This is a genomic window from Bradyrhizobium sp. PSBB068 (assembly GCA_016839165.1).
Classification (GTDB): Bacteria; Pseudomonadota; Alphaproteobacteria; order Rhizobiales; family Xanthobacteraceae; genus Bradyrhizobium.
This window is the reverse complement of record CP069300.1, coordinates 287,758-299,765: the sequence shown is the minus strand read 5'-3', so window position 1 is coordinate 299,765 and position 12,008 is coordinate 287,758. Positions and strand designations below refer to the sequence as shown.

The following is a 12,008-nucleotide window of genomic DNA, read 5'->3' as shown; positions in this document are numbered from 1 at the left end:
ACCTCCCTAACGCCACGTCTTCTTCTTTTTCCAGCGCCGCTCGCCCCGCGCGCCGGCTTCCTTGGCGCCGAGATAGAACTCCTGGATATCGGGTGAACTCATCAGCCGCTCACAGGTATCGTTCATGACGACGCGGCCGATCTCCAGCACATAGCCGTAATGCGCCGTCTCCAGCGCGATCTTGGCGTTCTGCTCGACCAGCAGGATCGACATGCCGTGCTCCTGATTGACGCGGCGGATGATGGTGAAGATCTCCTTCACCAGGATCGGCGACAGCCCGAGCGACGGCTCGTCGAGCAGCAGCAGCGTCGGCCGGTTCATCAACGCCCGCCCGATCGCCAGCATCTGCTGCTCGCCGCCCGACAACTGCCCGGCGGGCTGGCCGAGCCGCTCCTTCAGCCGTGGAAAATAGCCGTAGACGCGCTCGAGGTCCTGCGCCACACCGTCGCGGTCCCGGCGCAGATAGGCGCCCATCATCAGGTTCTCGCGCACCGACAGGAACGGAAACACCTCGCGCCCCTCCGGCACATGGCTGAGGCCGAGCCGCACGATCCGATCGGCCTCCATGCGCTGGATCGGCTTGCCGAGGAATTCGATCGAGCCCTTCTGCGGGTCGAGGATGCCGGAGATCGTCTTCAGCACCGTGGTCTTGCCGGCGCCATTGGCGCCGAGCAGCGTCACAATCTGGCCGCGCGGCACCTGGAGGCTGATGCCGCGGATCGCCATGATCGGCCCGTAATAGCTTTCGACGTTGGAAAGCTTCAGGATGATGTCCGGTGTGCTCATGGCATCATCCTCATGCGCCGAGATAGGCTGCGACGACGTCGGGATGGTGCTGCACCTCGGACGGCGAGCCCATCGCCAGCACGCGGCCGTAATTCAGCGCAATGACGCGATCGGAGACCCGGTTGACCAGTGTCATGTCGTGCTCGACCATCAGCACGGTGATGCCGAGCTCGCTCTTCATGTCGCGGATCCAGAACGACATGTCGTCGGTCTCCTCGACATTGAGGCCTGACGACGGCTCGTCGAGCAGGATCAGCTTCGGCTCCGAGCACAGCGCGCGCGCCAACTCGATCACCTTGCGCACGCCGTAAGGCAGGCCCGAAATCAGCTTGTCGCGGTAAGGCTCGAGGTCGAGGAATTCGATCACCTGCTCGACCCGGCGGCGATGCGCCTTCTCGCCGGCGCGGACGCTCGGCAGGAATAGCAGCTCCTGCCAGAGCCGGGTGGTCGAATGGCGATGCCGGCCGACCAGGAGATTGCTCAGCACGGTCGCGTTCTCGAACAGTTCGATGTTCTGGAAGGTGCGCGCGATGCCGAGTTTCGCGATATCGTAGGCCGGCTGCTGGGTGATGTCCTGATCCTCGAAGAAGATCCGGCCCGAGGTCGGCGGGTAGATGCGCGAGATCAGGTTGAAGATCGAGCTCTTGCCGGCGCCGTTCGGCCCGATGATCGAGAGGATCTCGCCCTTCTCGACCGCGAAGCTGACGGCATCGACCGCCTTGAGGCCGCCGAAATGCAACGACAGGTTCTCGGCGCGGAAATAGCTCATCGGTTCCGCTCCGATTTCACATAGATCTTCTGCCGCTTGAAGGTGGCGCGCTTGTACAGCGGGAAGAGCTGGAAGAAGAGTTTGATCTTGAGCCAGCGGCCGTAGAGCCCGAGGGGTTCAAACAGCACGAACACCACGATGATGATGCCGTAGATCGCGCCCTTCAGCCCGTTTGCCGAGGCGAAGGCTGCGACCGCATCCTGGATGCGGCCGGCGCGCTCCGTGCCCGCGCCCAGTGCGGCCGCGGTGCCAGCGATCACGCTGGGCATGTCGTCCTTCAGGTAGGTCAGGAACGGATCGATCATGACCAGGAAGATCGCGCCCAGCACCGCGCCGTGCAGGCTGAAGGTGCCGCCGATCAGGATCACGATGATGAACTCGATCGAGAGCTGCAAGGTGAACATCTCAGGCGAGATGAAGGACAGCTTGTGCGCGAACAGCACGCCGGCCAAGCCGGTGATACCAGCCGAGATCGCGAACGACTTCACCTTGTAGAGCGCGACATTGATGCCCATGCTGCGCGCTGCGGTCTCGCTGTCGCGGATCGCGACAAAGGCCCGTCCGGTCGGGGAGCGCAGCAGATTGAGCGTGCCGACGATGGTCAGCACCAGCACCGCAAGGCAGATATAATAGAAGGTCGGGCCGTCGCGCGACACCGTGGTGCCGAGCAGTTGCATGGCCTTGATCCGCATGCCCTCATTGCCGTTGGTCACGCTTTCCCAGCGCGCCAGGATTTCCTCGACGATGAAGGCAAACGAGATCGTGGCGATCACCAGATAGATGCCCTGCAGCCGCAGCGCCGGAAATCCGACCAGTGCGCCGACGACGCCGGTCAACAGCCCCGCGGCGAGGAAGTAGACCGGAAACGGCACGTTGAACTGCTGCAGATAGGCCGCGGTGTAGGCGCCGATCGCCAGGAAGGCGGCGTGGCCGAGCGAGGCCTGTCCGGTAAAGCCGGTCAGGATCATCAGCCCGACGCCGACGGTCGCATAGATGCAGACGAAGACCAGCTGGCTCATCAGATAGCTCGACAGCACGTAGGGCGCGATCAGCAGCACCGCGAGCAGCAGGCCGTAGGAATAGACGTAGCCGGAATGCGGCAACAGCCTGATGTCGTCTTCGTAATCGGTCTTGAAGAGAAACCGCATATGTCGCTCCTCAAACCTTTTTTCGGACGTGAAGGCCGAACAGGCCTTCGGGCTTGAGCAGCAGCACCGCGAGCAGCACGATATAGGGCGCGACGTCCTTCCATCCTTGCGGCAAATAGAAGCCGGCCATGCTCTCGATCACGCCGATCAGGACGCCGCCGACCACCGCGCCCGGGATCGAGCCGAAGCCGCCGAGCACCGCGGCCGGAAACGCCTTCAGTCCCAGCACCAGGCCGACATTGGAATGGATGAAGGTGATCGGCGCCAGCAGCACGCCGGCGCAGGTTGCCACCGCCGCCGAGATCGCCCAGACGATCGAGACCACGCGCTTGACCGGGATGCCCATGTAATAGGCAGCCAGCATGTTCTCGGAGCTGGCGCGCATCGCGGTGCCGAGCGTGGTGCGATTGAAGAACAGATAGAGCAGCGCGCACAGGATGATGGTCGCCGCGATCACCGACAATTTGTCGTAGGCGAGCACCAGGCTGCCGATCCGCAACACGCCCTGGCTGAACGGCGTCTCGATCTTGAAGTCGTCGGTGCCCCAGATCATGCCGGCGACCGAGCGCAGGAAATAGCCGAGCCCGATCGTCGCCATGATGATGGAGAATTGCGGATAGCCGAGGATCGGCCGCACCACGAGCCGCTCGGCCAGCATGCCGAACAGCGCCATGCAAATCACCGCGCCGGCGAAGCCGACCCAGTAATTCAGCCCGAGCATGCCGATGAAAGTGAAGGCGAAAAAGCCGCCCAGCATCATCAAATCGCCTTGCGCGAAATTGACGACTTCGGTCGCTTTGTAGACCAGCACGAAGCCGAGCGCGATCAGGCCGTAAACGCAGCCGAGCGCGATGCCGCTGACGAGCTGCTGAACGAAGTCCAGCATCGTTCCCTCCCCGATGCCCGGCGATTCTTATCCGATCGCTCGTTGCATCCCGCCTTCACGCCCTTGTGTCGGAAGCGCTGAAAGCCACCTACGTCCGCCCGGATTGAGCCAAATGGCCCGATCCCTGTCAACAAACCCCTGATCCCGCTGTATCATCACATTTGCGGAGGTATGCCGCAGCACGGAGTAATACGGATATCGCCTGCGATTTGCCCCGTGCGATTCACTGCACCGAAACGGTTTTTGTCCAAGTTGCGCAACCGACGAGCGAAATCCGGGATCGCCACACAATGACGTCGCAACTGTCCGCACTGGCCGTGCGAGGGTTAACCAAGCGTTTTGATCGCCCGGCGGTCGACGCGCTCGATCTCACCATCCGTGTCGGCGAGTTCTATGCGCTGCTCGGGCCGAACGGCGCCGGCAAGACCACAACGCTGCGCATGGTGGCCGGGCTATTGCGGCCCGATGCCGGCTCAGTGTCGATTTTGGGCATCGATGCGTTGGCCGATCCGGTCGCCGCCAAGCAGATCATGGCCTGGGTGTCCGACGAGCCGATGATCTACGACAAGCTGACGCCGCTGGAATACCTCGAATTCGTCGCCGGCCTGTGGGGCATCGATCCCCGCACCTCGGAGAAGTCGGCACGCAATCTCCTGATCTCGCTCGGGCTCGAGCCGCATCTGAACGAGCGCTGCGAAGGCTTCTCCAAGGGCATGCGCCAGAAGGTGGCGCTCGCCGGCGCGCTGGTGCACGACCCCCGCCTAATCATTCTCGATGAACCGCTGACCGGCCTCGACGCGCTGTCGGCGCGTCACGTCAAGGGGCTGCTGCAGGAGCGCGTCCGGGCCGGCTGCACCGTGATCATGACGACCCATATTCTCGAAGTCGCCGAACGCATGGCCGACCGGATCGGCGTGATCGCGGCCGGCAGGCTGATCGCCGAGGGCACGCTTGCCGAGTTGCGCGAGCAGAACGGCCGCAACGACACCACGCTCGAAGACATGTTCATCGCGCTGGTCGATACCGAAGCGGCGGCCGCGTGAGCTCGACCGCCCATCTCACCTGGTTCGCCCGCCACGAATTCCGCCTGGCCTGGCGCGAATGGCTGGCGATGATGACCGGCGGCCGGCGGCGGCGCAATCACGCCGTGATCGGCCTGTTGGTCTTCGCGGCGATCCTGCATCTGCCGGCCTATGCCGTGGTCGCCCGCTATGTCGACTTGCGGTTTCCGCTCGATCCGTCCTCGCTGATCGTGCTGACCGCGACGATCTTCCTGTCCTGGGCGCTGATGCTTTCGCAGGCGATCGAGTCGGTGACGCGGGTATTCTATGCCCGTGCCGATCTCGATCTGATCATGTCGTCGCCGGCCAAGCTCACCAACATCTTCTCGATCCGGATTGCCGCGATCGCGCTGACGGTGAGCAGCATGGCGCTCTTGCTGTCGACGCCGTTCATCGACGTGCTGGTCTATCTCGGCGGCGCGCGCTGGCTCGCCGGTTTCGGCGTCGTCCTTGCGATCGGGCTATCGGCGGCTGCCGCGGCGATCGCCGTCACCGCGTTGCTGTTTCGCGTGATCGGGCCGAGCCGGACGCGGCTGGTGGCGCAGATCGTCTCCGCCGTGATCGGCGCCGGGTTCGTCATCGCCCTGCAGGTCGTCGCCGTGCTGTCCTACGGCACGCTGTCGCGCTTTGCTTTCCTGACCTCGGATACCGCGGCACGTATCGCCCCTGCCCCCGATAGCCCGCTCTGGTGGCCGGCGCGCGCAGCGCTCGGCGATCGCGAAATCATGCTGCTGCTGCTCGCAGCAAGCCTCGTGCTGCTCGGCGCCGTGATGGCGGCGTTCGCGCCGCGGTTTGCCGACACGGTCGCCCGCGTTGCCGCCAATCCGGCTGCGGTCGCACAGGGCCGTGCCCGCACGTTCCGGCCCGGCTCGCGGCAGCAGGCGCTGCGCCGAAAGGAGTTCCTGCTGCTGCGCCGCGACCCGTGGCTACTGTCGCAGAGCCTGATGCAGATGCTCTATCTGCTGCCGCCGGCGCTGATGCTGTGGCGAAGCTTCTCCGGCACGTCGACCGCGATCGTGCTGATCACGCCGGTCGTGGTGATGGCCGCGGGCCAACTCGCCGGCGGGCTCGCGTGGCTGACCATCTCGGGCGAGGACGCGCCCGATCTGGTGGCGACCGCGCCGCTGCCGCCGTCACGCGTGACCCGCGCCAAGGTCGAGGTCGTCCTGATCGCCATCGCCGTCGTGTTCGCGCCGCTGGTGGCCGCACTGGCCTTCGCCTCGCCAGGGCAGGCCGTGGTCACGGCGATCGCGATCATCATCGCGACCGCATCCGCCGCCGCGGTCCAGCTCTGGTTCCGCGCGCAGGCCAAGCGCAGCCAGTTCCGCCGGCGCCAGACCTCCTCCCGCATCGCGACCTTCGCCGAAGCCTTCTCCTCGATCGGCTGGGCCGCGACCGCGGCGCTGGCCCTGACGATCCCGGTGGTCGCGCTCGCCAGCGGCATTCTGACGCTGTTGACGCTCGCCATCGCCTGGAAGATCAGCCCGCGACAGGCGTGAGACCGAGGTTAGGCCCTCATCACCTCGATTACCGCCGCGGCAAATGCCTCCGGCGCCTCTTGCGGGACATTGTGGCCGGCGCCCGGAATCACGCGATAGGCCAGGCGGCTTGTGTATTTTGCCGCGGTGCGGCTGCCGTCGCTCACGTACGTCACGCCATCATCGGCGCCGTCGAGCGAGATGGCTGGGACCGTGATCACAGGCAAGGCGTCGAGCCGCCGCTGCACAGCGGCATATTGCGGGTCGCCTTCGACAACGCCGTAGCGATGCCGATAGCTATGGATCACGACGTCGACATAATCAGGGTTGTCGAACGCCACTGCCGTCCGCTCGAAGCAGGCCTCGTCGAACGTCCAGGTCGGGGACCATTGCGACCACAGGATCCTTGCGATGCCGCGCCGGTTCGCGGCAAGCCCCGCCCGGCCGCGCTCGAGCTGGAAATAATACTGATACCAGAGCGGCACTTCGCGCTCCGGCGGCGCCGGCTGCATTGCGTGCGCGATGTCCTGGATCATGTAGCCGTTGGTGCAGACCAGTCCGCTACAGCGTTGCGGCCACAGCGCGGCGCCGATCGATGCGGCACGGCCGCCCCAGTCATAGCCGGCGAATACCGCACGCTCGATGCCGAGCGCATCCATCAGCGCCATCAGGTCGGCGCCGACCGCGGCCTGCTCGCCCGAGCGCGGCGTTGCCTTGTCGCGGAACAGTGTCGGTCCGTAGCCGCGCAGATACGGCACGATGACCCGGCAGCCCTGCCCGACCAGGATCGGCGCGACGTCGACAAAGGAATGGATATCGTAGGGAAAGCCGTGCAGCAGCATCACGGCGGGGCCGTCGGCCGGACCAGCCTCGTAATAGGCGATGTTGAGCACGCCTGCGTCGACATGGCGCAATGGCTCGAGCCGCTTGGTCGATGACGCGCGCGGCGTAGGGGCAACGTCGGTCACGCAGAACTCCCTGATCTCCGATGTCTGCGCGGCATGGTAGCGCGTCCCGGAGCAAGAATCGCCTGGATCGTGTTGCAGTCAGCGCCATGGAGCGATGCGCCGGCCTCATCATGACGGCAAGCCAATTGCGCGATAGTCTCGTATCGGCCGATATCGCCGAAGACGGAACAGCTCATGCTGAGATTGCTTGCCGCGCTCGTCTTGCTGGGATCATTGACCGTCCATGCCTTCGCGCAGGACGCCCAGCGCAGCGAATGCCTGGCGATGGCCAATGCTCCGCCGCGCGCCGTCCCGGTGAATTATCGGCGCGTCGCAGCGGCTAAAGCCGACGAGGTCGCGATCACCTATGCCGGCCATTCGACCTATTATATCGACACGCCCGGCGGCGTCCGGATCGCGACCGACTACAACGGCGTTTACCAGACCGGGCGCTTGCCCGACGTCGCGACCATGAACCGCGCCCATGCGACGCATTACACGCTGTTCCCCGATCCCAGGATCGCCCACGTGCTGCATGGCTGGGGCGAGAACGGCCAGGCCGCGCATTACGCCGAGCGCATCGGCGACGTCTATATCCGCAACGTCACGACCGACATCCGCCGTTATTAGGGTGAGGACCCCGGCGGCGAGATGATCAAGGACGGCAACTCGATCTTCATCTTCGAGGTCGCCGGCCTCTGCATCGGCCATCTGGGCCACCTCCACGTCAAGCTCGACGACAGCCAGTTCGCGGCGATCGGCCGGCTCGACATCGTGATGGTGCCGATCGACGGCACCTACACGATGTCACTCGACGGCATCTCCGCGATCACCAAGCGGCTGCGGGCATCGGTGGTGCTGCCGATGCACCGCTTCGCCACCCCGCTCGACGAGTTCATGCACCTGATCGGCCAGCAATTCGAGATCGACCGCCGCGGCGGCGAGCGGACTTTAAGGATCTCGCGCGACACGCTGCCCATGACGCCGACTGTCATCATCCTCGACGGCGTGTAAGGTCTCTGTTCAAGAAGAAGCAAAACCAAACGGGAGTGAAAAATCCATGGCCAGCACCCTGCCCGCCTCTGCCAGCGGGCTCTATGCCAATCCGCGCGAAGACTGGCTCGCCCAGTACACCGAGGCGATCATCGATCCCGACAGGCCGATCGTCGACCCGCACCACCATCTCTGGGATCGCGGAGGCTTGCGCTATCTGATCGAGGAGATGCGCGACGACATCGCCTCGGGCCACAACATCGTCGCCACCGTCTATGTCGACTGCCGGTCGATGTATCGCGCCGACGGGCCGGAGGCATTCCGCCCGGTCGGCGAGGTCGAGTTCGCCAACGGCGTCGCGGCGATGGCGGCGAGCGGCGGCTACGGCAGGGCGGCGATCTGCGCCGGCATCGTCAGCCATGTTAACCTCCTGATCGGCGACCAGGCCAGGGCGGTGCTGGAGGCGGAGATTGCCGCCGGCAACGGCCGGTTCCGCGGCATCCGCCACTCCTCGGCCTGGGACGAGGATCCGAATGTCGCGCACATGTATGCGAACCGGCCGAAGGGCATTCTGCTGGATTCCACCTTTCGTAGGGGGTTCGCGTGCCTGGCGCCGCTCGGCCTCAGCTTCGACGCCTGGTTGTTCCACCCGCAGATCGGCGAGCTCACCGACCTTGCCCGCGCCTTTCCCGACACCCGGATCGTGCTCGACCATTGCGGCGGGCCGGTCGGCACCGGCCGCTTCGCCGGCAAGCGCGAGGAGACCTTTCCGGTCTGGAGGGCCTCGATCCAGGAGATCGCCCGGTGCCAGAACGTCGTGGTCAAGCTCGGCGGGCTGGCGATGTGCCTGCTGGGCTACGACTTCCACCTTCGCCCCCGGCCGCCCTCGTCCGAGGAACTCGCCGCCGCCTGGCGGCCTTATGTGGAGACCTGCATCGAGGCGTTCGGGCCGAACCGTTGCATGTTCGAGAGCAACTTCCCACCTGACAAGGGACAGTGCAGCTATCAGGTGATCTTCAACACCTTTAAACGGCTTGCATCACAATATAGCGAAGTCGAGAAGACGGCGTTGTTCTTGAATACGGCAAAGGATGTCTATCGGCTCGACATCGGGTAAACTTGCGACTCATGGATGACGGCATCACCATCCGGCCGCTTCGAGAGGCTGATGCGGAAGCGGTGGTCGAACTCTACGCAAAGGCAGCTGTGGTGGAACCGCGGCTGGGCCCTGTTGCGCTGCCGCAGTGGGACCAGTTCCTGAAACTGCCGCAGAACCGTGGCGGGCGCGACTTCCGTGTTGCCGAGCGAAATGGCCGACTGGTCGGTCTCGCCGAATCCTCGTTGCGCGATCAGGGCGCGCATCAGTCCCGGTTCCTCAAGATCGTCGTGGCGCCCGAGATGCGGCGGCGCCGGATTGGTCTGGCCCTGTTCGACGACATCATCGCAATCGAGACCGATCCCGACCTGATCGTGCAAACATTGGTGAGCAGTGACTGGCCGGCCGGAATGGCCTTCGTCTCCGCTTTCGGGTTTGTTCATCTCGAGTCCGAGATCGGGATGAAATGCGTCGAGCCATTGCAGCCGGCGCGCACCCTCGCGGCGGCCCGCGCCACCATCGAACAGGTCAGCGACGTGACCGCCTGCGCGGCCGAGGTCGCGCGCATCCACAACGCCGCCTATGCCTCGGACGCCGCCTTCCGCCTGTACTCGCCGGAGGAGATGGCGCAGGTCCTGACCGAGACCGAGGTCTGGATCGCGTCGGAAGACGGACAGATGTCGGGCTACTGCCTGACCGAGCCGGAGCGGAACTCGATGTGGATCGAGTCGGTCGCCGTCGACCCGGCGCGGCAGGGACGCGGGCTCGGCCAACTCCTGGTCTACCGCGTACTCAGCGCGCATGACGTCTCGGTCGAGCATCCCTGCTGGCTCAACGTCTCGAGCCGCAATGCCCCCGCGCTGAAGATCTATCGCCGGCTCGGCTTCCGACCGCAGCACGAGACATGCCGCTTCAGCGCCACGCGGGGCGACCTGCTCGCCGCGCGGGAGCGGAGGTTCCGCTAGCGGGCTGTTACGCCCACTCGCCCTTGCGGAACACCGGCACGCTGCGGCCGTCGGCATGGATGCCGTCGATGTCGGTATGGGCGGAGCCGATCATCCAGTCAATATGAATGAGGCTCTTGTTGCCGCCCTGCTCGGCGATCTGTTGCGGTGTCAGTCTGTCGCCGTTGACGAAGCATTTCGAGTAGCACTGGCCGAGCGCGATGTGCGAGGCGGCGTTCTCGTCGAACAGCGTGTTGAAGAACAGCAGGCCGCTCTTCGAGATCGGCGATGAATGCGGCACCAGCGCGACCTCGCCGAGACGGCGCGCGCCCTCGTCGGTGTCGAGCACCTTGTTCAGCACTTCCTCGCCGCGCGAGGCCTTGGCCTCGACGATGCGGCCCTCTTCGAACCTGACCGAGATATTATCGATCAGCGTGCCCTGATAGGACAGCGGCTTGGAGCTGACGACATGGCCGCTGACGCGGCGGCAGTGCGGCGTGGTGAACACCTCCTCGGTCGGGATGTTGGCATTGCAGACGATGCCGTTCTTCGCGGTCGAGGCGCCGCCTTCCCATTCATGACCGTCGGCGAGGCCGATGGTCAGGTCCATGCCGGGGCCGGAATATTTCAACGCGTGGAAGCGCTGGCCGTTCAGCCATTCGGTGCGCTCGCGCAGTCTCGCGTTGTGCCTTTCCCAATTGGCGACGGCGCCGTCCTGATCGACCCGGGAGGCGGAGAAGATCGCATCCGCGAGCTTTGCCACCGCAACGTCCTCGGCATCATCAGGGAATACCTGCTTCGCCCAGGACGTGCTGGGATAGGCGATGATGTTCCAGTTGGTGTCGAAATTGACGATCTTCTGCAGCGCCGGCTGGTAGGCGATCGAATTGGCCTTGCTGGCGCGGGCCACCTTGGTCGGATCCTCGCCCGACAGCAGCATCGGATTGTCGCCGACGATCGCAAGCCTCGCGGTGTTGGCGCCGAACGCCTTCGCCATGCCCTCGTAGAGCCAGCCGGCGGCGCGATCGAAACTCGCATCGTTGCCGTAGCGGTAGCGCGCCAGCGTGAGCTCCTCGTCCGAGAAGAACGGGGTCACGAGACCCGCGCCGGCCTTGTAGGCATGCTCGACGACCCGCCGCACCAGCGGCATCGCCGCGGCGGGCGCCGTCAGCAGCAGATCCTGCCCCGGTTGCAGCTGCAGGCCGACCTTGATCGCGACTTCGGCGAGCCGATCGAGCTTCACCGGATCGATCGAGGCGGAAAGGTTGCGTTGATGTGCGGTCATGAAGCGCCGTGTCGTTTGAGGATCTCTTCAGGATTCGTAGTCCAATTCGATCCGCATCCGCAAGGTTCCAGCCTGCCGCGCCCGATCACGCGGCAGCGAGCATTCGCGTCGAATTTACCGCTCCGGCGCGTGTCCGCCTGTTTGGCCCCGGCGCGAACCCTACGCCTTCGGAGGCGCCTCGCCGAACACCTCGGCCGCGATCTTGCTGGTCTCGATCGCAGCCGGAATGCCGCAATACATCGCAACCAGCAGCAGCACGTCCTGCACCTGCGCGGCGGTGCAGCCATTGGCCAACGCGCCCTTGGCATGAACGCGGAACTCGGCGGGCTTGCTGCTCGCCGCGGTGATGCCGAGCATCACGAGGCTGCGGATCTGGTCAGACAGCCCACTGCGCTCCCAGACGTCGCCATAGACGTAGGCATTGATGATGTTTTGCAGCGGCGTGCCAAAATCGCCGGCGGCCGCCATCCGCTTGGCGACATCGACCTCGCCGAACATCTTCTGGCGCCGGCGCAGCCCGCGCGCATGGAGATCGCTGATGTCCACCATCGTCATCTGGCTCCTCTGAATGGGCTATTTATACGGATAAATTTGCCGCGTCTCAATATTCCGACG

Annotated in this window: 11 protein-coding genes and 1 pseudogene; 5 read left to right on the top strand and 7 right to left on the bottom strand. The window is 65.0% G+C overall.

Annotated features, from left to right (window positions below; translation table 11 throughout):
* Nucleotides 1-6: 6 nt before the first annotated feature.
* From JQ507_01385 to JQ507_01370, 4 genes are read right to left on the bottom strand one after another with little or no spacing between them, the layout of a single operon-like run.
* On the bottom strand, nt 7-786 hold the full coding sequence (locus JQ507_01385) for an ABC transporter ATP-binding protein (GenBank protein ID QRI70225.1): 780 nt from the start codon (nt 784-786) through the stop codon (nt 7-9).
* Between the two features lie 10 nt (nt 787-796).
* Nucleotides 797-1,555 (bottom strand): ABC transporter ATP-binding protein, encoded by a 759-nt coding sequence (locus JQ507_01380; protein ID QRI70224.1) that lies wholly within the window; start codon nt 1,553-1,555, stop codon nt 797-799.
* Entirely contained in the window at nt 1,552-2,703 is a 1,152-nt protein-coding gene (locus JQ507_01375) for a branched-chain amino acid ABC transporter permease (GenBank protein ID QRI70223.1), read from the bottom strand. Before JQ507_01375 ends, JQ507_01380 begins: the two co-directional genes overlap by 4 nt.
* A 10-nt stretch (nt 2,704-2,713) precedes the next feature.
* Nucleotides 2,714-3,589: a branched-chain amino acid ABC transporter permease gene (locus JQ507_01370; GenBank protein ID QRI70222.1), complete on the bottom strand. Its 876-nt coding sequence runs from the start codon at nt 3,587-3,589 to the stop codon at nt 2,714-2,716.
* Between the two features lie 290 nt (nt 3,590-3,879).
* Here JQ507_01370 and JQ507_01365 point away from each other — a divergent pair, with 290 nt between their 5' ends.
* Both JQ507_01365 and JQ507_01360 read left to right on the top strand, forming a co-directional pair.
* Entirely contained in the window at nt 3,880-4,632 is a 753-nt protein-coding gene (locus tag JQ507_01365; GenBank protein ID QRI70221.1) for an ABC transporter ATP-binding protein, read from the top strand.
* Nucleotides 4,629-6,149, top strand: a complete 1,521-nt coding sequence (locus JQ507_01360) for a permease (GenBank protein QRI70220.1) — start codon at nt 4,629-4,631, stop codon at nt 6,147-6,149. The genes JQ507_01365 and JQ507_01360 overlap by 4 nt, the downstream gene beginning before the upstream one ends.
* Nucleotides 6,150-6,157: 8 nt before the next feature.
* On the opposite strand, the gene JQ507_01355 is transcribed toward JQ507_01360, so the two are convergent.
* A complete protein-coding gene (locus tag JQ507_01355; protein QRI73135.1) occupies nt 6,158-7,042 on the bottom strand; it encodes an alpha/beta hydrolase in 885 nt (294 codons plus the stop codon).
* A 228-nt stretch (nt 7,043-7,270) separates the two neighbouring features.
* On the opposite strand from JQ507_01355, the pseudogene JQ507_01350 reads away from it, so the two are divergent.
* The 3 genes and pseudogenes from JQ507_01350 to JQ507_01340 all read left to right on the top strand — a co-directional run bounded on the left by JQ507_01350 (nt 7,271) and on the right by JQ507_01340 (nt 10,129).
* Nucleotides 7,271-8,089: pseudogene (locus JQ507_01350) on the top strand (MBL fold metallo-hydrolase).
* A 46-nt stretch (nt 8,090-8,135) separates the two neighbouring features.
* Complete coding sequence (locus JQ507_01345; protein QRI70219.1) at nt 8,136-9,185, top strand: amidohydrolase; 1,050 nt, start codon at nt 8,136-8,138, stop codon at nt 9,183-9,185.
* 11 nt (nt 9,186-9,196) lie between these two features.
* Nucleotides 9,197-10,129 (top strand): GNAT family N-acetyltransferase, encoded by a 933-nt coding sequence (locus JQ507_01340; GenBank protein ID QRI70218.1) that lies wholly within the window; start codon nt 9,197-9,199, stop codon nt 10,127-10,129.
* Between the two features lie 7 nt (nt 10,130-10,136).
* Here the strand turns inward: JQ507_01340 and JQ507_01335 are convergent, their stop codons facing one another.
* Both JQ507_01335 and JQ507_01330 read right to left on the bottom strand, forming a co-directional pair.
* Nucleotides 10,137-11,393 carry an aminopeptidase gene (locus JQ507_01335; GenBank protein QRI70217.1) on the bottom strand — a complete coding sequence of 419 codons (1,257 nt, stop codon included), beginning with the start codon at nt 11,391-11,393 and terminating at the stop codon, nt 10,137-10,139.
* Between the two features lie 159 nt (nt 11,394-11,552).
* Nucleotides 11,553-11,948 (bottom strand): carboxymuconolactone decarboxylase family protein, encoded by a 396-nt coding sequence (locus JQ507_01330; GenBank protein ID QRI70216.1) that lies wholly within the window; start codon nt 11,946-11,948, stop codon nt 11,553-11,555.
* Nucleotides 11,949-12,008 lie beyond the last annotated feature (60 nt).

Bases quoted from the DNA above. Each gene is read 5' to 3' on its own strand.
- JQ507_01385 (QRI70225.1), bottom strand. From the start codon at position 786: ATGAGCACACCGGACATCATCCTGAAGCTTTCCAACGTCGAAAGCTAT.
- JQ507_01375 (QRI70223.1), bottom strand. From the start codon at position 2,703: ATGCGGTTTCTCTTCAAGACCGATTACGAAGACGACATCAGGCTGTTG.
- JQ507_01340 (QRI70218.1), top strand. From the start codon at position 9,197: ATGGATGACGGCATCACCATCCGGCCGCTTCGAGAGGCTGATGCGGAA.
- JQ507_01370 (QRI70222.1), bottom strand. From the start codon at position 3,589: ATGCTGGACTTCGTTCAGCAGCTCGTCAGCGGCATCGCGCTCGGCTGC.
- JQ507_01330 (QRI70216.1), bottom strand. From the start codon at position 11,948: ATGACGATGGTGGACATCAGCGATCTCCATGCGCGCGGGCTGCGCCGG.
- JQ507_01335 (QRI70217.1), bottom strand. From the start codon at position 11,393: ATGACCGCACATCAACGCAACCTTTCCGCCTCGATCGATCCGGTGAAG.
- JQ507_01365 (QRI70221.1), top strand. From the start codon at position 3,880: ATGACGTCGCAACTGTCCGCACTGGCCGTGCGAGGGTTAACCAAGCGT.
- JQ507_01380 (QRI70224.1), bottom strand. From the start codon at position 1,555: ATGAGCTATTTCCGCGCCGAGAACCTGTCGTTGCATTTCGGCGGCCTC.
- JQ507_01345 (QRI70219.1), top strand. From the start codon at position 8,136: ATGGCCAGCACCCTGCCCGCCTCTGCCAGCGGGCTCTATGCCAATCCG.